Genomic DNA, 19,340 nt, shown 5'->3' with positions numbered 1-19,340 from the left:
CTTCGTATGAACAAATCGCGACAACAGGAACTTCTCCGCTGGCTCCGCCAGCAACGTCATCACGGTGCGCGTAGTTTGCGTCTGGTTTCTCTATTGGGATTTGCCAGCGCCCTGGTGATTATCGCCCAAGCCTGGCTGCTCGCCACGCTACTTCAAGCTCTGATCATCGCCCATCAACCTCGCACGGAACTGTTGAGCCAGTTTGCCCTGTTGCTGCTGTGTTTTGTGCTGCGTGCCGCGCTGAATTATGGTCGCGAAATGGCAGGCCAGCGCGCCGGAATGGCGATTCGCCGCGCCTTGCGTCAGCAGGTTCTGGACCGTCTGAATACGTTGGGTCCGGCATGGATTCAGGGCAAGCCCGCCGGTAGCTGGGCCACCCTGCTGCTGGAGCAAATTGAGGAGATGCAGGAATATTACGCGCGCTATCTGCCACAGATGTCGCTGGCGGTGTTTATTCCCTGCGCCATTCTGGTGGCGATCTTCCCGATTAACTGGGCGGCTGGCCTGATTTTACTGGTTACAGCACCCTTGATTCCGCTGTTTATGGCAATGGTCGGTATGGGCGCGGCCGATGCCAACCGCCGCAATTTCGTTGCGCTGGCGCGTCTGAGCGGTGATTTCTACGATCGTCTGCGTGGCCGTGAAACATTGCGCCTGTTTGATCGCGCCAGTGCAGAACAACAGGCCATCACCCGCAGCACCACCGATTTTCGTCAGCGCACCATGGAAGTTCTGCGTCTGGCCTTCCTCTCTTCGGCGGTGCTGGAGTTTTTTGCCTCCCTGGCGATTGCCGTGGTCGCGGTGTACTTCGGCTTTTCCTATCTTGGCGAGCTGAATTTTGGTCATTACCACGGCGGCGTCACGCTGTTTGCCGGTTTCCTGGCCTTAATCCTCGCGCCCGAATTCTTCCAGCCGCTACGCGATTTAGGCACTTTTTATCATGCTAAAGCCCAGGCGGTGGGCGGTGCCGATGCACTGGATCGTTTCCTGCAAGAAAGCCCGGAAGTGCAATCTGACGAATCAGGCGAGCCGTTCACCTTCTCCGCCCCGCTTCAACTAACAGCCCAGGATCTGGTGGTAATGACGGCCAAAGGAGAGTCACTGTCCCAGCCGTTGAGCTTTAACCTGAGCGCAGGTAAACGGGTCGCGCTGGTAGGGCAAAGCGGTGCCGGTAAAACCGCGCTGATGAATGTCCTGCTCGGCTTTCTCCCCTATCAGGGCTCCCTGAAAATTAATGGTCACGAGTTGCGTGATATGCCACGTTCAGACTGGCAACACCATCTCGCCTGGGTCGGCCAAAACCCGCACCTTCCGGCTGCCACCTTGCGCGACAATGTGCTGATGGGACGTACCGTGAGTGAGGCTGAACTGGAAAACGCCCTCAATCAAGCCGGGGTCACTGAATTTCTGCCGCGTTTACCTCAGGGGCTGGATACAACGCTCGGCGATGGCGCAACCGGCTTATCCGTCGGCCAGGCACAGCGCATTGCCGTTGCGCGTGCCCTGCTGAAACCGGCACAACTGCTGCTGCTCGATGAACCCGGTTCTGGCCTGGATAGCCAAAGCGAGCAGCGCGTGATGAGCGCCCTGAAACAGGCCGCTACGCGGCAAACCACCCTGATGATTACGCACCAACTCAGCGATCTTGCCAGTTGGGATGAGATCTGGGTGATGCAAAACGGCCAACTGGTGCAACAGGGTGACTGGCAGCAGTTGCATCAGCAGGAAGGTCCGTTGCGTGAGATGGTGCAACATCGCCAGAGGGAGATTGCCTGATGCATAGCCTGATGCCTTTTTTACGTCTGTGGCGACGCCATCCGTGGCGTCTTGGTCTGGGGATCGTGCTGGCCATCGCCACGCTGTTAGCCAGCATCGGCCTGCTGACGCTCTCCGGCTGGTTCCTCGCCGCCTCTTCGGTGGCCGGCGTGGCCGGTTTGTACAGTTTCAACTACATGTTGCCCGCCGCTGGCGTGCGTGGTGCAGCCATTATTCGTACTGCCGCCCGCTATTTTGAGCGTCTGGTCAGCCACGACGCGACCTTCCGCGTATTGCAGCATTTGCGTGTCTTTACTTTCAGTAAATTAATTGCGCTGGCACCGCAACAACTGGCGCAGTTCCGTCAGGGTGATTTGCTGAACCGCTTTGTCAGCGATGTCGATACGCTAGACCACCTTTATCTGCGTGTGATCTCCCCGCTGATTGGCGCGGCGGCGGTGATTCTCGCCGTGACGCTGGGATTATCCTGGCTGGATGTGCCACTGGCGCTGCTGCTGGGCGGCATCATGTTAGCAACCTTGTTGCTGATGCCACCGCTGTTTTGGCGCGTTGGCGCAGCGGCAGGTCAGCGTATTGCACGCCATCAGGCCAACTGGCGGTTACAGCTGACGCTGTGGCTCACTGGTTTAGCCGAGTTGCAAATTTATGGCACGGCCGTACGCTGGCGCGCGCAACTGGATCAGGAAGAAACCGACTGGCAGCAGGCACAACGTAAACAACACCGTTTACAGGCGCTGGCGCAAAGTTTGTTGCTACTTATCACCGGTGTGACGGTCACGCTGTTGCTGTGGATCTCTGCGGCAGGCGTCGGTTACGATAGCGCGCCTGGCGCGTTGATTGCGTTGTTCGTCTTCTGCGGATTGGCGGCCTTTGAAGCACTGGCACCGGTCGCAGGTGCGTTCCTGCCTCTGGCGCAGGTCACCAGCGCGGCGCAGCGGGTACAGGAGATTATCGATCAGCCTCCGGCCATTCGTTTCCCGAGCGCCAAAATCCACTCCACACCCGGCATTAGCCTGGCGCTGGATAATATTCAGTTCAGCTATCCACAACGCCCTGAAGCGGTTTTGAATCATTTTTCCCTGCATTTGCAGCCAGGCGAACATCTGGCGCTGCTTGGGCCAACCGGATGTGGCAAATCCAGCCTGCTGGCATTGATTACCCGAGGTTGGGAAGCGCAACAGGGCAGCATCACGCTGAACGACCAGCCTCTCGCCAACTGGGATGAAGCCTCGTTGCGTCAGCGCATTAGCGTGGTAACACAACGGGTGCATCTGTTTAGCCAGACCCTGCGTGACAATTTGTTGTTGGCAGCACCGACGGCAAGCGATGAACAACTCATCGAAGCCCTGCATCAGGTCGGCCTCGGCCATCTGGCGGATCACAGCGAAGGTCTGAATGCCTGGATGGGGGAAGGTGGCCGCCCTCTTTCCGGTGGCGAACTGCGTCGTCTGGCGATTGCGCGCGCGGTGCTGCATGGTGGCGATTTATGGTTGCTGGATGAACCAACCGAAGGTCTGGATGCTACCACTGAGCAACAAATCCTGACGCTATTGCAGCAGGTCAGCCACGGCAAAACCCTGATTATGGTGACGCATCGTCTTAGCGGCCTGACGCACATGGATCGTATTTGTGTGATGGACCAGGGACAAATCATTGAATCGGGTACCCATGACGAATTAATCTCAAAAGCAGGACGCTACTGGCGTTTCCATCAACGGTTTGCGCTATAGTCTTAGCGAACTGCCGTAAGGGTGATTAACGCAATGAGATTGGTCCAACTGTCACGCGATTCGCTGCATTTCCCGCCTCCGGAAATGGCGCTACGCGAGCCAAATGGCTTGCTGGCGATGGGGGGTGATCTCTCCCCTGCTCGTCTGATGAATGCGTACCAGCGTGGTATTTTTCCGTGGTTTTCGCCCGGCGACCCGATTCTCTGGTGGTCGCCCGATCCGCGCGCGGTGATGTTGCCGGAATCATTCCACCTCAGCCGCAGTATGGCGCGTTTTCACCGTCAATCCCCCTATCGGGTCACCATGAACCAGGCGTTCGCGCAGGTACTGGAAGGCTGCGCCAGTAATCGTCAGGAAGGCACCTGGATCACCTTCGAGGTCAAACGCGCCTGGCTACGGTTGTATGAACTGGGCCATGCGCATTCGGTTGAAGTGTGGCATGAACAACGTCTGGTCGGGGGGTTGTACGGGCTGGCACTGGGACAGATTTTTTGCGGCGAGTCGATGTTCAGTCGTCAGGAAAATGCCTCCAAAACCGCGTTGTGGGTTTTCAGTCAACATTTTCTGCAACATCATGGCCGACTGATTGATTGCCAGGTACTGAATCCCCATACCGCCTCGCTAGGTGCCGTAGAGATTCCGCGCGTGGATTATTTGCAGTATGTACAAACCCTGGCATGGCAGCCTGTTTTAGCGGGTTGCTGGCAAACACAAACCCTTTTTTGAGCGCTGGCGCAGATGTTTTGCACACAATACGCAGTGAAAGTGATATAATAGTCGAGTTTGGTATGTCGTCCGCGCTTCGCTGTGGCGAGCCGGAATTGCCAGGCTGGGAAAGTGACTGTTTTCCCGAAGCTGTTTCAGTTGCGCATCAGAGGCCAATTGCTACAGATTCTTAGCCCGCTAATCCCCCGCAGACGTCAAAAACACCCGAATTTATCCGTAATGCACGCGCAATTGGCGCGACGCACGGCGAAGTGTTGGCAAAATCACCAACGTTTCTTTACATAAATCATGGAATTCGGCATTATCTTGCCGGTTCAACAGTTTGGTAGTTCACCCAGAGGATTCGATGGCCAAAGAAGACAATATTGAAATGCAAGGTACCGTACTGGATACGTTACCTAACACCATGTTCCGCGTAGAGCTTGAAAACGGGCACGTGGTTACCGCTCATATCTCCGGTAAAATGCGCAAAAACTACATCCGCATCCTGACGGGCGACAAAGTGACTGTCGAGTTGACCCCGTACGACCTGAGCAAAGGCCGCATTGTCTTCCGTAGTCGCTGATTTGTTGTTCACGTCACGCGTTTTCTGAACGCGAAAAAAGGCCGGATTTGCATCCGGCCTTTTTCATGCGCAATCCGTAGCGGCGCGATTTATCGCGCGGGTTTTATCGACAACCGGCACTGATTTGCGCGATAAATCGCGCCACTACGAGTCAATGCAGGCATATAAAAAAGCCCCCCTGATGCAATGCACCAGAGGGGCTTTTGACCTGTAAGGCTTTTAATTAATGCACGGTACCTTCGGTTTTGCGTTTTTCCGCACTCAGGAAGTGATACGTCAGCTGGTTTTTCTCTTTATCCAGCGCGACGGAGACTGAGCCACCATCTACCAGTGAACCGAACAACAGTTCGTTGGCGAGCGGTTTTTTCAGGTTTTCCTGCACGGTACGCGCCATTGGACGTGCACCCATTGCTTTGTCGTAACCTTTTTCAGCCAGCCAGTCACGCGCATCATCGCTAACTTCCAGCGACACGCCTTTCGCATCCAGCTGAGCCTGAAGCTCAACAATAAATTTATCCACCACCTGATGAATCACCTCAGTCGACAGGTGACGGAACCAGATAATGTTGTCGAGACGGTTACGGAACTCCGGCGTAAAGATCTTTTTGATCTCTTCCATCGCGTCAGTGCTGTTGTCCTGCTGAATCAGACCAATCGATTTACGCTCGGTTTCACGAACCCCGGCGTTGGTGGTCATCACCAGCACCACGTTACGGAAATCGGCTTTGCGACCGTTGTTATCCGTCAACATGCCGTTGTCCATCACCTGCAACAACAGGTTGAACACATCCGGATGCGCTTTCTCGATTTCATCCAGCAACACCACGGCGTGTGGATGTTTGATCACCGCATCGGTGAGCAAGCCACCCTGGTCAAAACCGACATAGCCCGGAGGCGCACCAATCAGACGGCTGACGGTATGACGCTCCATATATTCCGACATATCGAAACGCAGCAGCTCAATGCCCAGCGCTTTCGCCAGCTGCACCGTCACCTCGGTTTTACCTACCCCGGTCGGACCGGCAAACAGGAAGGAACCCACCGGTTTACGTTCCTGGCCAAGACCCGCACGGCTCATCTTGATGGCTTCAGTCAGTGCCTCGATGGCATTATCCTGACCAAATACCAGCATTTTCAGACGATCGCCGAGGTTTTTCAGCGTATCGCGATCGGTTGCCGAGACGCTTTGTTCCGGAATACGCGCAATACGCGCAACCACCGTCTCAATATCCGAGACATTGACCGTTTTTTTACGTTTGCTGGCTGGTACCAGGCGCGCACGCGCACCCGCTTCATCGATCACGTCGATTGCCTTATCAGGCAGATGACGATCGTTGATGTATTTCACCGCCAGCTCCACCGCCGCACGGACCGCTTTGGCGGTATAGCGAACATCGTGGTGCGCTTCGTATTTCGGTTTCAGACCGTTAAGGATTTGCACCGTTTCTTCAACCGACGGTTCAGTGATGTCGATTTTCTGGAAACGACGCGCCAACGCCCGATCTTTCTCAAAAATGTTACTGAATTCCTGATAGGTGGTTGACCCCATCACGCGAATTTTACCGCTGGAAAGCAACGGCTTGATCAGGTTCGCTGCATCCACCTGACCACCCGATGCCGCTCCCGCACCAATGATGGTGTGGATTTCATCGATGAACAGAATGCTGCTGTTGTCCTGCTCCAGCTGCTTCAGCAGCGCTTTGAAACGTTTTTCAAAGTCACCACGATACTTGGTGCCCGCCAGCAGCGAACCGATGTCCAGTGAATAGATGGTGCAATCTTTCATCACTTCCGGCACATCACCCTGCACAATCCGCCAGGCAAGGCCTTCCGCAATCGCGGTTTTACCGACACCGGATTCCCCCACCAGCAGCGGGTTGTTTTTACGGCGACGGCACAATACCTGAATAGCCCGTTCCAGCTCTTTCTCGCGGCCGATCAGCGGGTCTATCCCACCGACTCGAGCAAGCTGATTAAGATTGGTGGTGAAGTTTTCCATACGTTCCTCCCCGCCTGCTTGCTCTTCGTTAACCGGATTTTCCGCATTCTGTGCCTGGCCAGGCTCGTCTTTACGCGTACCGTGGGAGATAAAGTTCACCACATCGAGGCGGCTCACTTCGTGTTTACGCAGCAGATAAGCCGCTTGCGACTCCTGCTCGCTGAAAATGGCGACCAGCACATTGGCACCCGATACTTCGCTGCGCCCGGATGACTGGACATGGAAAACCGCACGTTGCAGCACGCGCTGGAAGCTGAGCGTCGGTTGCGTATCGCGCTCTTCTTCACTGGCAGGCAACACCGGTGTGGTTTGTTCGATGAAGGCTTCGAGTTCCTGTCGCAGAGCCACGATATCCACCGTACAGGCTTCCAGTGCCTCTCTGGCCGACGGGTTGCTGAGCAGAGCCAGCAACAGATGCTCGACGGTCATAAACTCATGACGGTGCTCACGCGCTCTGGCGAAAGCCATGTTTAAACTGAGTTCCAGTTCTTGATTGAGCATTAGGCACCTCCCCCAATTATCGCTCTGACGACCTTTCCCCTATATGGAGACGGTTTCAGGCTTTTTCCAGCGTACACAGCAACGGATGTTCATTATCTCGTGCGTAATTGTTCACCTGGGCAACTTTGGTTTCCGCCACTTCCGCAGTAAATACACCACAGATCGCCTTTCCCTGGTAGTGAACTTTCAACATCAGCTGCGTTGCACGTTCAACATCATAAGAAAAGAACTTTTGCAGAACGTCAATAACAAATTCCATAGGTGTATAATCGTCATTATTCAGAATGACTTTATACATTGAAGGCGGCTTTAACCCTTCGCGTACTTTGTCTTCGGCCAGATGTTCAAAATTAAGCCAGTCGTTTGTGTTTGCCATAATGTTCCGTCGAAATTCTGCGTTACGGTTGTGCGCATTTCTGCGCTCACACCTAAAGTTTAACATGTCTGTCAAGCCATTTTCCCATTACTAAAAAAGGGCCCTGAAAGCACATGCGCGACCTGTATCACAAAATTTGCAATAGCGTTAACTGCCTCAAATTTTGATGAATTTCCCCCTGCGCGCCCGGGTCGTTTGCTTGACGATAAGGACCGTTTCTCTACATTCTACTTACACAAGCTGAGTGAGTTTTGAACAAGCTCGACTCACAGCTTCAATGACCTCACCTACTTATCAAAATGTCTTGCGAGGGAAGTAAAAGCATGGAGACGGGTACTGTTAAATGGTTCAACAACGCCAAAGGCTTCGGCTTTATCTGTCCGATTGGCGGCGGCGACGATATCTTCGCACACTACTCCACGATCCAGATGGAGGGATACAGAACGCTGAAAGCCGGCCAGCAGGTTCAGTTTGATGTCCATGAAGGGCCAAAAGGCAATCACGCCAGCCTGATTGTGCCGGTGGAGACATCGGTGCCGGTATAAACCTGCGCCACTTCATCCATTCTGACCACTCCCGAAAAAAAATGCCAGCCAGTGATGCTGGCATTTTTCTTTTGAGAATTTTACGTCCTCTTCCGACAAGATTTCGCCGTGAAATCAATCGGCCTTGCCATGTGCCAACCAAATTACCCGTGAAAACAAGTTATCCAGCAGGGACGGAATCGACGCCGGTCCACGTTCGGCAGCAGCCATCGCGACAGCAATCGCCAGCTCCGGCTTAGAACTATGATGAATCGCTTTAGTGATAATACGCCGGGCGTTCATCGGTACGTTTAACGGCAGGTGCGCTGTCTGATGATAAATGTCACTAAACCCATGCTTATAAAAGAAGTTCTCGATATCCAGCGCCGGTAGCATCGTCAGGTGATCGGCATCATGTTCATGCGCTTGTAACTGGCTGCGCGTGGTAGCCGCATATTTCTTCCCGGCATCATCGCCGTCGGTCAACACATGCCAGGCTATCCCCATACGGCGGGCAAATTTCAGCAATGGTTTCAGGCCGGACTGGGCAAACTCAATCACCTTCACCCCTTCCGCGGCAAAGTGATAACCGCTCTGGCGTGCCAGTTCATTAATAATCCACACCTCCGTCTCTCCCTCCACCAGCAGCCAGCAGCGCGCAAACAGGGCCGATGGGCGATTGACGCGAATATGGAAACCAATCCGACGACTCTCCTCGGCGCTCAGCCCCTCAGGGCCGATGCGCCAGGCCGCAACCCGTGTCGGTTCACGTACCAGACGACAAACACTCTCCAGCGGTACCTGAGACAACAATTCACCTGAATTGGTGGTAGCGATTTTTTGCACTGGCATCAGATCCAGCAGGTTCCACGCCACCGCCAGCATAATGGGATGGAGGCGGGTTTCCGGGTCCTCAACCAGTAACATGGGGCGAGCGCCGACCGGTAGCGCAGCGTTGCCGTGCGCCTGGATCAACAGCGAAAACATGCGTAACAGAATGACCTGGCGGCTGCGCGATTCAGTACCCGCAATCAGATGATTGAGCTTATCCAGAGAACGCCAACCCTCTCCCCCGTTTCGGGCTTCCGGCGATACCCTGGCCATGTTGCCCCCCGGATGCTGGACCAAAAAGTAATGCTCCAGCAATTGCTGCATCGTATGCAGCCCCTGGCGCAGCAGTTCATCGCTCAGCATTTGTGGTCGCGAAACCAGATCACGCGTCAGTTTATCAACTTCCAGCGCCAGCTCGCTCAGGGTACTGGCACGTTGCACCGGATCAGTCTCCACCTGACGCGCCCGACGGCTAAAGCGGGCATCGCGCACGCGCAACACCGGGTAAAAGGTTCTTAAGTGGACCAGCGCCTGCGCCGTCCCGTCCAGCGGTAATACATCGCCGCGCGCATCAATAAAGCGATGGGTGGTTTTCACCTGATGCTCCTGCCGCTTACCGCGTGCGCTGAAGCAGAGGTAACGTCCGTCACCATCACGTTGCCAAAACGGCTCCAGTACCGGCTCTTCATCGTGGTTTTCGCCGCGAAAACGGAATACCAGCTGTAACTGGTGAGTGCGCGCCTCAAGATCGCCTGGCGGGAAGTGGAAGTCGTTTTCGGTGAAGAGATAGGATTCGGTAGCGGGAGCCAGCAACAGCGTCAACGCATCCAGCAGACTCGATTTCCCCCAGGCATTTTCGCCAATCAACAGATTGGTCGCAGTCAACGACAATGAGAGTCGGTTTATCCCGCGAAAACCATATATATCGATATGTTCCAGAATCATCGCAGCATCCATCCTGTTCTTTGCCTGAGCATGGTCTGCCTTGTGGCGTTGGTCAAGCCGTCTCACCGGGAAAAGGTTTACACTTCAGATATTTTTCGTTAGCGTGACGCCTCATTTTTTCAGGGACGAATCACATGATGTATACCGGATTGATCATTATCCTGCTGCCACTGATCCTCGGCTGGTTGTTGCCACAGCAAAGCCCACGTCTGTTGAAAATCGCCAATCGCTCGTTGGGACACATTGTTTACCTGATCCTGTTTTTTATGGGCATCAGCCTGGCGTTTCTCGACAATCTTGGTAGCAATCTGCTGACGATCTTCCATACCGCGCTCATCAGCATGTTGTGTATCCTTGCCTGCTCGCTGGGAGTGCTGTGGCTGCTGGAAAAACGTTATCCGTGGCAGCATAACCATCGCCCGCAAACATTGCCCTCACGCTGGCATATGGCGCTGGAATCGGTGAAATTGTGTGCCACTGTTGCCGCGGGATTTCTGCTGGGATTGACCCATGCGTCCCCCCTGCGTCACGCTGCCACCGCCAGCGAATACGCGTTGATCCTGATGCTTTTCCTGGTCGGCATTCAGTTGCGCGGCAGCGGCATGACATTACGGCAGATTATGTTGAATCGCCGTGGCCTGTTGGTGGCGGGGGTATCGCTGGTCAGCGCCCTGTGTGGCGGTGCTCTGGCTGCTACGTTACTGGGTTTGCCGCTAAAAACCGGGTTGGCACTGGCGAGCGGATTTGGCTGGTACTCCCTCTCCGGCATTCTGATGACCGAAGCCTTCGGCCCGGTGATGGGCAGTGCAGCGTTCTTCAATGACCTGCTACGCGAATTATTCGCCATCATGCTAATCCCCCTGCTGGTCACACGCCATCGCTGCACGGCGTTGGGGTTGAGCGGTGCCACCTCAATGGATTTCACCCTCCCCATCTTGCAGCGCGCAGGGGGGATGGAGATTGTCCCGGCGGCCATTGTGCACGGCTTTATCATGAGCCTGCTGGCGCCGATTCTGATCGCCCTGTTCTCCGCCTGACCCGATTACGCGCAGCGCATTTTTTCACGGCTGCGCGGTTATCCCATCGTCTACGCTTCAGACTGACCTCATTTTCCCGGAAAGGAGTGTTTGATGAAGCAAACTGTTGCAGCGCTGCTGGCGAAAACCTTGGAAAACGCAGGTGTTAAACGCATCTGGGGCGTAACTGGCGATTCATTGAATGGGCTAAATGACAGCCTCAACCGCATGGGCACCATCCAGTGGATGCCCACCCGACATGAGGAAGTCGCTGCTTTTGCCGCCGGTGCCGAAGCGCAAATCAGTGGGCAACTGGCGGTGTGTGCCGGTTCCTGCGGGCCGGGCAATCTTCACCTGATCAATGGCCTGTTTGATTGCCATCGCAATCATGTCCCGGTGCTGGCCATTGCCGCGCACATCCCATCCAGTGAAATCGGCAGTGGCTATTTTCAGGAAACCCACCCCCAGGAGTTGTTCCGCGAATGCAGCCACTATTGCGAGCTGGTGTCCAACCCGGAGCAGCTGCCGCAGGTGCTGGGCATCGCGATGCGTAAAGCCATCCTCAATCGTGGCGTTTCGGTGGTGGTATTACCCGGTGATGTGGCACTGAAAGCAGCCCCAGAAGGTGCACGCGCCGATTGGTATCCGCCACAATTGCCGCAGGTGGTGCCGTCCGCCAGTGAAATCGCCCGACTGGCGTTGACGCTGAATGGCGCAAAAAATATTACCCTGCTGTGCGGCAGCGGTTGCGCCGGTGCGCATGCTGAAGTGGTAAAGCTGGCGGAGGCGCTGAAAGCACCGGTGGTACACGCGATGCGTGGCAAAGAACATATCGAGTACGACAATCCTTATGATGTTGGCATGACCGGTCTGATCGGTTTTTCTTCCGGTTTTCACGCCATGATGAACGCCGACACGTTGGTGCTGCTGGGTACGCAATTCCCCTACCGTCCCTTCTACCCGGCAGAAGCCAACATCATTCAGATTGATATCAATCCCGCCAGTCTCGGCGCGCATAGCCATGTGGATATGGCGTTGGTGGGCGATATCAAAGCCACCCTGCTGGCATTGCAGCCACAGCTCACCAGCAAAAGCGATCGTCAGCACCTTGACAACGCATTGGAACACTATGCCGATGCCCGCAAAGGGCTGGACGAGCTGGCAACCGCCAATGATAAACAGGCAATCCATCCTCAATATCTGGCGCAGCAAATCAGCCATTTTGCCGCTGATGATGCCATCTTTACCTGCGATGTCGGCACCCCCACGGTTTGGGCTGCACGTTATCTGAAAATGAACGGTAAACGGCGGCTGCTCGGCTCGTTTAATCACGGTTCGATGGCTAACGCAATGCCCCAGGCATTAGGCGCACAGGCGCTCAACCGCGACCGTCAGGTGGTGGCGCTGTGTGGCGATGGCGGATTCAGCATGCTGATGGGCGATTTTATTTCCGTGGCACAACTGAAGTTGCCGGTAAAGCTGGTGATCTTCAACAATAGCGTGCTGGGGTTTGTGGCGATGGAGATGAAAGCCGGAGGCTATCTCACTGATGGCACCGAACTGGAAAATCCTGACTTTGCGGCCATCGCCACCGCCTGTGGCATCAAAGGGATTCGGGTAGAGCAAGCCTCGGCGCTCGACAGCGCGCTGGAGGAAGCATTCGCCCATGATGGTCCGGTGCTGCTGGATGTGATTACCGCCAAAGAAGAGTTGGCTATCCCACCACAAATCAAACTGGAACAGGCCAAAGGCTTCAGTTTGTATATGCTGCGCGCGATTCTGAATGGTCGTGGCGATGAAGTTGTGGAGCTGGCGAAAACCAACTGGCTGAGGTAAAACGGTTTCAGCAAACCAAAAAATCGTATGCGGGCGCTCAGCCCGCTTTTTCTTTCAGGAGAGCGACGTGATCGATTTACGCAGTGATACCGTAACCCGCCCGAGTTCCGCCATGTTGGACGCCATGATGGCGGCTGAAACCGGCGATGATGTTTATCGTGACGATCCTACCGTCAATGCACTGGAAGCCGAAGCTGCACGTCTGAGCGGCAAAGAAGCCGCGTTATTTTTTCCTACCGGAACACAAGCGAATCTTGTGGCGCTATTGAGCCACTGCCAGCGCGGTGAAGAGTATATCGTTGGACAGCAGGCGCATAACTACAAATACGAAGCCGGTGGTGCGGCAGTGCTGGGCAGCATTCAGCCTCAACCGATTCTGGCGGCTGAAGACGGTACCTTGCCGCTGGCCGATGTCGCTGCCGCTATTAAGCCGGACGATATCCACTTTGCCCGCACCCGGCTGCTTAGCCTGGAAAACACCCATCACGGCAAAGTGCTACCACTCGCGTATTTGGAGCAAGCGTGGCAATTCACCCGTGAACATAAGCTGGCGTTGCATATTGACGGCGCGCGTATCTTCAACGCGGTGGTGGCGCAAAACACCACGCTGGAAAAGATAGCCTGTTACTGCGACACCCTGACCATCTGCCTGTCCAAAGGGCTTGGCACCCCAGTGGGATCGCTGCTGTGTGGTGATGCTGCGTATATTGAACAGGCTCGCCGCTGGCGCAAAATGACCGGCGGCGGGATGCGTCAGGCCGGAATTCTGGCGGCCGCAGGCCTGTATGCGCTGCAACATAACGTGGCGCGTTTGCAGGACGACCATGACAACGCGGCCTGGCTGGGCGAGCAGTTGCAAGCGCTGGGCGTGACGGTGGTAAGCCAGCAAACCAATATGTTATTTGTACAGGTCCCACCGCAGCAGGTTGAAGGGTTAAAAGCGTGGCTGAAGGCGCGTGACGTGTTGATTAGCGTCGGCCCGGTAACGCGTATTGTTACCCATCTGGATGTCAGCCGTGACGATCTGGCACAACTGGTCTCTCACTGGCAGGCCTTTCTGCAACAGGCATAACCTCAGGCAGCACCATATTTCGCCAGTAACGCGCGGGCAATTGCCAGCGTCTCTGCATCCGCCAGGCCACGGTAATCCCGCGGCCTGAAATGCATCTGAAATGCCGCAATCACCTTACGCTGCATCGCAGGCGTGGTGGCAGCCGTGACGTCATAACCGTAGCGCTGTAACACATCCAATAATGCTTGTTGATCAACCAACGCATCGGCGGCCTGATCGCCAAGGTAACGCTGTACCGTGGCTGTATCGGGCCAGGCCCCAATCCCCTGCTGCGCCAGTTGCTGCCACGGAAACAGTGGACCAGGATCCTGTTTGCGCTGCGGCGCGATATCGCTGTGCCCCACCACATTTTCCGGCGAAATACCGTAACGCTTGGTGATGTCTTTGACTAAGACTTCCAGCGCCGCGATTTGTGCCGTGCTGAACGGCTGCCAACGCAATCCGACCAGCGTGCGTTGATAGCCGCTGTTTACCAGTTCAATGCCAATCGAGGTGTCGTTGATACGCGTCGCGCCGCGCCAGAAACTCGGTCCGGCGTGCCAGGCCAATTGACTTTCGGGCACCAGTTGCCAGATCACCCCTTTTCCTCTGCGCTGTTCGGGTTGCGCCGGAATCAGGTAATGCGCGCTGACTTCACGATCGGTCAAGGTCGCCAGCGAGGAAGGAAGATCTTCGGCGGTGTAGTGGATCACCACCACCTTAATGCGTGGCCGCGCGCCTTGCGCCGGGTGGGAGGTATCGACCCAATAGCCGTGGCGTGCTTCAATCGCCGACTGACACCCGCTCAGGATCAGCATCGCCAGCAGCAACCCACCACGCATCAGCCACATCAACATCCTCTCCCCCGTCTGGCACCGAAACCAACGCTATACTTTATGCTAATTATGCCGCTTTGCCAGTGAACAATAAGGAAATCGAGATGAGAAACAATGCTTTTGCGCTAGTTGTTCCCGTAGCGGTGCTGCTCAGCGCCTGTACCACCGTTGAGCCCGTGATAAAGGATAATGGTCCACGTATGGCGTCGTGTGTCGAAGGCGGCCCGGATAGCGTGGCGCAGCAATTCTACGATTTACGCGTCAGCCAACCCACCCAGGGCCTGCCAGATAATGCGCTGCTGGCGAAATATCGTCCCTACCTGAGCGACCGGTTGTATCAGAAGCTGGTGCAGTCAAACGGGTTGAGCAATAAACCTGCCGACTGGCGCAGTGGTGACCTGTTCTCCAGCCTGGCGCAAGGCCCCACCTCTGCTGAGGTAGCCAGCGCCTCCTCCATCCCCAACCGGGATGCCCGCAATATCCCGCTGCGTGTTGACCTGACGCGGGGCGATAAGAAGTGGCAGGACGAAGTACTGATGATCCACGAAGGCAGCTGTTGGGTAGTGGATGATGTGCGTTACGTTGGCAACTGGCCGCATCCGGGTGGTGGCTCGCTGAGCCAGTTGCTGGAGGAGCGTTAATCACCTGAATCACGCCGCGACCATATCCACCCTGAGCGTAGCGGCGCGATTTATCGCGCTTTTTGTCTGCCACACCGCGATGTCGAGATATTGTGCTACGCTTTTTACCTTTAACTGCTGTTTAATAAATTTTAACCCGCCTCAATTGCATAACTATTCTGGTGACGTTAAGATTCGCGGCATCAATTGCTATTCATTTATTGCGCATGAGTATTCAACTAACCGGCATTAACTGTTTTTACGGTGCCCACCAGGCGCTGTTCGATATCAACCTGGCCTGCCCACAGGGCGAGACGCTGGTGTTGCTCGGTCCGAGCGGCGCGGGGAAAAGTTCACTCCTGCGCGTGCTGAATCTGCTGGAGCAGCCGCGTTCTGGCAGTTTGCAGATCGCCGGCAATCATTTCGACTTCAGTAAGACTCCGTCTGACAGCGCGATTCGAGAATTGCGTCAGAACGTGGGTATGGTGTTCCAACAATACAACTTGTGGCCGCATCTGACGGTGCTGCAAAACCTGATCGAAGCGCCCTGCCGCGTGCTGGGTTTAAGCAAGGATCAGGCCCGTGCGCGCGCCGAAAAACTGCTGGATCGTCTGCGTCTGACCCCTTATGCCGAGCGTTTTCCCTTGCACCTTTCCGGTGGCCAGCAACAACGCGTGGCGATTGCACGCGCCCTGATGATGGAACCCCAGGTGCTATTGTTTGATGAGCCGACCGCCGCACTCGACCCGGAAATCACCGCGCAGATCGTCAGCATTATCAATGAGCTGGCGCAGACCAGGATTACCCAGGTGATCGTCACCCATGAAGTGGAAGTCGCACGTAAGACCGCCAGCCGTGTGGTGTACATGGAAAATGGCCACATTGTGGAACAGGGCGACGCCAGCCACTTTACACAGCCGCAAACCGACGCGTTTGCTCACTATCTTTCGCACTAAGTCAGGATGTCTCTAATGAAAAAAGTCGTACTTGCTGCACTGCTTGCTGGTTTGAGTCTGAGCGCTTCCGCTGCGCAGACCCTGCGTTTCGCGACCGAGGCCTCTTATCCTCCGTTTGAATTCGTCGATTCTGACAATAAAATTCAGGGCTTTGATGTCGATTTGGCCAATGCCTTGTGTAAAGAGATTGATGCCACCTGTACCTTCACCAATCAGGCCTTTGACAGCCTGATCCCGAGCCTGAAATTCCGCCGTTTCGACGCGGTGATGGCTGGTATGGACATCACGCCAGAGCGTGAAAAGCAGGTGCTGTTCACCAAACCTTACTACGACAACTCGGCGCTGTTTATCGCGCAGAAAGGCAAAGTGGCGGATGTCGCGGCGCTGAAAGGCAAGCGTGTCGGCGTGCAGAACGGCACTACCCATCAGAAATACCTGTCTGATAAGCACAGCGACATCACCGTGGTGCCGTATGACAGCTACCAGAACGCCATCCTCGACCTGAAAAATGGCCGCATCGATGCCGTCTTCGGTGACACTGCGGTGGTCAACGAGTGGCTGAAGCAAAACCCGAACCTGGCCGCGCTGGGTGATAAAGTGACCGACAAAGCCTACTTCGGCACCGGTCTCGGCATCGCGGTGCGCATGGGTAACACCGAGTTGCAGGAAAAATTCAACGCCGCGCTGGATAAAGTCAAAGCCGACGGTACTTACAAAACCATCTACAACAAATGGTTTCAGCAGTAATTTCTGATGAATGAAATGATTCCACTCGCAAGCGCCGCCGGTATGACCGTCGGCCTTGCCGTTTGTGCATTGATCGCCGGCCTTGTGCTGGCGATGATTTTTGCTGGCTGGGAATCGGTGCGCTGGCAGCCGTTGGCCTGGGTTGGCACCGGTTTGGTGACGCTGATTCGCGGTCTGCCGGAAATCCTCGTGGTGCTGTTTATCTACTTCGGTGCCTCGCAATTGTTGCTGACACTGTCGGATGGCTTCCATATCAACCTTGGTCTGTTCAGCATTCCGGTGCAGGTACAGATTGAGAACTTCGATGTCAGCCCATTCCTGTGCGGCGTGATTGCGCTGGCGATGCTTTACTCGGCTTACGCATCACAAACCCTGCGCGGCGCGTTAAAAGCGGTGCCAGTGGGTCAGTGGGAATCCGGTCAGGCGCTGGGGATGAAGAAGTCAGCGATTTTCTTCCGCCTGATCATGCCGCAGATGTGGCGTCACGCATTACCCGGCCTTGGTAACCAGTGGCTGGTGCTGCTGAAGGATACCGCGCTGGTGTCGCTGATTAGCGTTAACGATCTGATGTTGCAAACCAAAAGCATCGCTACCCGTACGCAGGAGCCCTTTACCTGGTATCTGGTGGCCGCGGCCATCTATCTGATTATCACGCTGTTCAGTCAGGCGGTGCTGCGCCGTATTGAATCGCGCACCACGCGTTTTGAGCGGGGAGTCTGATATGCTGCAATATTTACCCGAACTGCTGAAAGGTCTGCATACCAGCCTGACGTTGACCGTCGCTTCACTGATCGCCGCGTTGGTGTTGTCGCTGCTGTTCACCGTAGTGCTGGCGCTGAAAGTGCCGGTGGTGAATTCCCTCGTCAAAGGCTACATCACGGTGTTCACCGGTACGCCGCTGCTGGTGCAGATCTTCCTGATTTACTACGGCCCCGGCCAGTTCCCCAGCATCCAGAACATTCCCTGGCTGTGGCATTTGCTGTCGCAGCCGTGGCTGTGCGCCCTGCTGGCGCTGTCGCTCAACAGCGCAGCCTACACTACGCAATTGTTTTACGGCGCGGTACGTGCCATTCCTTCCGGTCAGTGGCAATCCTGTGCTGCCCTCGGGATGAATCGTAAAGACACGCTGCGAATTCTGCTGCCGTATGCGTTTAAACGTGCGCTGTCGTCTTACTCCAATGAAGTGGTGCTGGTGTTCAAAAGTACCTCTCTGGCCTATACCATCACGCTGATGGAGGTAATGGGCCACGGTCAATTGCTGTATGGCCGCACCTATGATGTCACGGTGTTCGCCGCCGCCGGTTTGGTGTATCTGTGCGTCAATGGTTTGCTGACATTGATGATGCGCCTGATTGAACGACGCGCGCTGGCATTTGAGCGTAGAAATTAATATCCAGGCGGGTTTTCCCGCCTTTTTTCATTATTTATACAACATTCTTGCATAATGATGCATTCGATGGCATCTTGTAACGCGTTCGCCTCCGGGCGTAAATGATCTACAGGAGCCTCAAAAATGAAAAAATGGATCGTTGCTGCTGCACTGGCAACTCTGGCAATGAATGCCTTTGCGGCGGAGAAAATCCGCTTCGCCTCTTCCGCGACTTATCCTCCATTTGAATCTCTGGACCGTGAAAATCAAATCGTTGGCTTTGATATCGATCTGGCAAAAGCGTTATGCCAACAAATGAAGGCCGAATGTACCTTCACCAACAACGCATTTGACAGCCTGATCCCCTCTCTGAAATTCCGCCGCTATGACGCCATCATCTCCGGTATGGATATCACCGCCGATCGCAGCAAACAGGTGGATTTCACCCAACCCTATTATGCCAACTCGGCTGTCGTCATTGCGCGTAAAGGCCAGTTCAGTGATTTCGCCCAGTTGAAGGGCAAACGGATTGGTATGGAAAACGGCACCACCCATCAGAAGTACCTGCTGGAGCAGCATCCGGAAGTGGTCGCGGTGGCGTATGACAGTTACCAGAACGCCATTCTCGACCTGAAAAATGGCCGTCTGGATGGCGTATTCGGTGATACCGCCGTGGTAAATCAGTGGCTGAAAACCAATGCTGATCTGGCCCCGGTTGGCGCGCATGTGACGGATGCCAGTTATTTTGGCACCGGGCTGGGCATTGCGGTACGTAAAGGTAATACCGAACTACGCGATCAGCTGAATGGCGCGCTGGCGGCAATCAAAGCCAACGGTACGTATCAGCAACTCAATCAGAAGTGGTTCCCCGAATAATAGCTATGGGGTCGGCGCGGTGTGATGCCTGACAGGTTCTGCACTGTCCTCGGTTCAGGA

18 protein-coding genes are annotated in these 19,340 nt (G+C 55.2%); 14 read left to right on the top strand and 4 right to left on the bottom strand.

All coding sequences use genetic code 11. The annotated features are described in order from the left end of the window. Positions 1–6 precede the first annotated feature (6 nt). The 4 genes from cydD (at position 7) to infA (ending at position 4,797) form a co-directional block, all read left to right on the top strand. Positions 7–1,776: a heme ABC transporter permease/ATP-binding protein CydD gene (cydD, locus tag AC6I8T_RS06835; RefSeq protein ID WP_497833623.1), complete on the top strand. Its 1,770-nt coding sequence runs from the start codon at positions 7–9 to the stop codon at positions 1,774–1,776. Further along, complete coding sequence (gene cydC, locus AC6I8T_RS06830) at positions 1,776–3,506, top strand: heme ABC transporter ATP-binding protein/permease CydC (protein WP_208725117.1); 1,731 nt, start codon at positions 1,776–1,778, stop codon at positions 3,504–3,506. Before cydD ends, cydC begins: the two co-directional genes overlap by 1 nt. Positions 3,507–3,539: 33 nt before the next feature. Further along, on the top strand, positions 3,540–4,232 hold the full coding sequence (gene aat / locus AC6I8T_RS06825) for a leucyl/phenylalanyl-tRNA--protein transferase (RefSeq protein ID WP_021182588.1): 693 nt from the start codon (positions 3,540–3,542) through the stop codon (positions 4,230–4,232). A 346-nt stretch (positions 4,233–4,578) separates the two neighbouring features. Beyond that, on the top strand, positions 4,579–4,797 hold the full coding sequence (gene infA / locus AC6I8T_RS06820) for a translation initiation factor IF-1 (RefSeq protein ID WP_002211347.1): 219 nt from the start codon (positions 4,579–4,581) through the stop codon (positions 4,795–4,797). A gap of 223 nt (positions 4,798–5,020) precedes the next feature. Here the strand turns inward: infA and clpA are convergent, their stop codons facing one another. Further along, complete coding sequence (clpA, locus tag AC6I8T_RS06815) at positions 5,021–7,297, bottom strand: ATP-dependent Clp protease ATP-binding subunit ClpA (RefSeq protein WP_021182587.1); 2,277 nt, start codon at positions 7,295–7,297, stop codon at positions 5,021–5,023. A 55-nt stretch (positions 7,298–7,352) separates the two neighbouring features. After that, positions 7,353–7,673, bottom strand: a complete 321-nt coding sequence (clpS, locus tag AC6I8T_RS06810; RefSeq protein ID WP_021182586.1) for an ATP-dependent Clp protease adapter ClpS — start codon at positions 7,671–7,673, stop codon at positions 7,353–7,355. 323 nt (positions 7,674–7,996) lie between these two features. Between clpS and cspD the strand changes: the two genes are divergently transcribed. Continuing rightward, entirely contained in the window at positions 7,997–8,218 is a 222-nt protein-coding gene (cspD, locus tag AC6I8T_RS06805; protein WP_013508492.1) for a cold shock-like protein CspD, read from the top strand. Positions 8,219–8,332: 114 nt separating this feature from the next. On the opposite strand, the gene AC6I8T_RS06800 is transcribed toward cspD, so the two are convergent. Next, positions 8,333–9,973: a DUF2813 domain-containing protein gene (locus tag AC6I8T_RS06800; protein ID WP_497833622.1), complete on the bottom strand. Its 1,641-nt coding sequence runs from the start codon at positions 9,971–9,973 to the stop codon at positions 8,333–8,335. A gap of 137 nt (positions 9,974–10,110) precedes the next feature. Here AC6I8T_RS06800 and AC6I8T_RS06795 point away from each other — a divergent pair, with 137 nt between their 5' ends. The 3 genes from AC6I8T_RS06795 (at position 10,111) to ltaE (ending at position 13,897) form a co-directional block, all read left to right on the top strand. Continuing rightward, entirely contained in the window at positions 10,111–11,010 is a 900-nt protein-coding gene (locus AC6I8T_RS06795; protein ID WP_208725508.1) for a LysO family transporter, read from the top strand. A 93-nt stretch (positions 11,011–11,103) separates the two neighbouring features. After that, on the top strand, positions 11,104–12,825 hold the full coding sequence (poxB, locus tag AC6I8T_RS06790) for a ubiquinone-dependent pyruvate dehydrogenase (protein WP_208725115.1): 1,722 nt from the start codon (positions 11,104–11,106) through the stop codon (positions 12,823–12,825). Between the two features lie 67 nt (positions 12,826–12,892). Then, positions 12,893–13,897, top strand: coding sequence for a low-specificity L-threonine aldolase (ltaE, locus tag AC6I8T_RS06785; RefSeq protein WP_208725114.1), 1,005 nt, complete (start codon positions 12,893–12,895; stop codon positions 13,895–13,897). A 2-nt stretch (positions 13,898–13,899) separates the two neighbouring features. Here the strand turns inward: ltaE and AC6I8T_RS06780 are convergent, their stop codons facing one another. Beyond that, positions 13,900–14,733, bottom strand: a complete 834-nt coding sequence (locus AC6I8T_RS06780) for an N-acetylmuramoyl-L-alanine amidase (RefSeq protein WP_497833621.1) — start codon at positions 14,731–14,733, stop codon at positions 13,900–13,902. Between the two features lie 83 nt (positions 14,734–14,816). Here AC6I8T_RS06780 and AC6I8T_RS06775 point away from each other — a divergent pair, with 83 nt between their 5' ends. The 6 genes from AC6I8T_RS06775 to artJ (AC6I8T_RS06750) all read left to right on the top strand — a co-directional run bounded on the left by AC6I8T_RS06775 (position 14,817) and on the right by artJ (AC6I8T_RS06750) (position 19,280). Next, on the top strand, positions 14,817–15,353 hold the full coding sequence (locus AC6I8T_RS06775; RefSeq protein WP_036624578.1) for a lipoprotein: 537 nt from the start codon (positions 14,817–14,819) through the stop codon (positions 15,351–15,353). 206 nt (positions 15,354–15,559) lie between these two features. Next, positions 15,560–16,288: an arginine ABC transporter ATP-binding protein ArtP gene (gene artP / locus AC6I8T_RS06770; protein ID WP_208725113.1), complete on the top strand. Its 729-nt coding sequence runs from the start codon at positions 15,560–15,562 to the stop codon at positions 16,286–16,288. Between the two features lie 15 nt (positions 16,289–16,303). Next, complete coding sequence (gene artJ / locus AC6I8T_RS06765) at positions 16,304–17,035, top strand: arginine ABC transporter substrate-binding protein (protein ID WP_021182578.1); 732 nt, start codon at positions 16,304–16,306, stop codon at positions 17,033–17,035. Between the two features lie 6 nt (positions 17,036–17,041). After that, a complete protein-coding gene (gene artQ / locus AC6I8T_RS06760; protein ID WP_497833620.1) occupies positions 17,042–17,755 on the top strand; it encodes an arginine ABC transporter permease ArtQ in 714 nt (237 codons plus the stop codon). A 1-nt stretch (position 17,756) separates the two neighbouring features. Continuing rightward, a complete protein-coding gene (gene artM / locus AC6I8T_RS06755) occupies positions 17,757–18,425 on the top strand; it encodes an arginine ABC transporter permease ArtM (RefSeq protein WP_208725111.1) in 669 nt (222 codons plus the stop codon). Positions 18,426–18,548: 123 nt separating this feature from the next. Further along, on the top strand, positions 18,549–19,280 hold the full coding sequence (artJ, locus tag AC6I8T_RS06750) for an arginine ABC transporter substrate-binding protein (RefSeq protein ID WP_208725110.1): 732 nt from the start codon (positions 18,549–18,551) through the stop codon (positions 19,278–19,280). The last annotated feature ends 60 nt before the right edge of the window (positions 19,281–19,340 follow it).

This window comes from Pantoea sp. X-Soil-OKNW-556 (genome assembly GCF_059730695.1).
Note: the sequence above shows the minus strand (reverse complement) of the source record. Positions and strands in the feature narration are given on the sequence as shown.

Coding starts and splice junctions, on each gene's coding strand:
- cydD (WP_497833623.1), top strand. CDS start 7: ATGAACAAATCGCGACAACAGGAACTTCTCCGCTGGCTCCGCCAGCAA.
- cydC (WP_208725117.1), top strand. CDS start 1,776: ATGCATAGCCTGATGCCTTTTTTACGTCTGTGGCGACGCCATCCGTGG.
- aat (WP_021182588.1), top strand. CDS start 3,540: ATGAGATTGGTCCAACTGTCACGCGATTCGCTGCATTTCCCGCCTCCG.
- infA (WP_002211347.1), top strand. CDS start 4,579: ATGGCCAAAGAAGACAATATTGAAATGCAAGGTACCGTACTGGATACG.
- clpA (WP_021182587.1), bottom strand. CDS start 7,297: ATGCTCAATCAAGAACTGGAACTCAGTTTAAACATGGCTTTCGCCAGA.
- clpS (WP_021182586.1), bottom strand. CDS start 7,673: ATGGCAAACACAAACGACTGGCTTAATTTTGAACATCTGGCCGAAGAC.
- cspD (WP_013508492.1), top strand. CDS start 7,997: ATGGAGACGGGTACTGTTAAATGGTTCAACAACGCCAAAGGCTTCGGC.
- AC6I8T_RS06800 (WP_497833622.1), bottom strand. CDS start 9,973: ATGATTCTGGAACATATCGATATATATGGTTTTCGCGGGATAAACCGA.
- AC6I8T_RS06795 (WP_208725508.1), top strand. CDS start 10,111: ATGTATACCGGATTGATCATTATCCTGCTGCCACTGATCCTCGGCTGG.
- poxB (WP_208725115.1), top strand. CDS start 11,104: ATGAAGCAAACTGTTGCAGCGCTGCTGGCGAAAACCTTGGAAAACGCA.
- AC6I8T_RS06780 (WP_497833621.1), bottom strand. CDS start 14,733: ATGTTGATGTGGCTGATGCGTGGTGGGTTGCTGCTGGCGATGCTGATC.
- AC6I8T_RS06775 (WP_036624578.1), top strand. CDS start 14,817: ATGAGAAACAATGCTTTTGCGCTAGTTGTTCCCGTAGCGGTGCTGCTC.
- artP (WP_208725113.1), top strand. CDS start 15,560: ATGAGTATTCAACTAACCGGCATTAACTGTTTTTACGGTGCCCACCAG.
- artJ (WP_021182578.1), top strand. CDS start 16,304: ATGAAAAAAGTCGTACTTGCTGCACTGCTTGCTGGTTTGAGTCTGAGC.
- artQ (WP_497833620.1), top strand. CDS start 17,042: ATGAATGAAATGATTCCACTCGCAAGCGCCGCCGGTATGACCGTCGGC.
- artM (WP_208725111.1), top strand. CDS start 17,757: ATGCTGCAATATTTACCCGAACTGCTGAAAGGTCTGCATACCAGCCTG.
- artJ (WP_208725110.1), top strand. CDS start 18,549: ATGAAAAAATGGATCGTTGCTGCTGCACTGGCAACTCTGGCAATGAAT.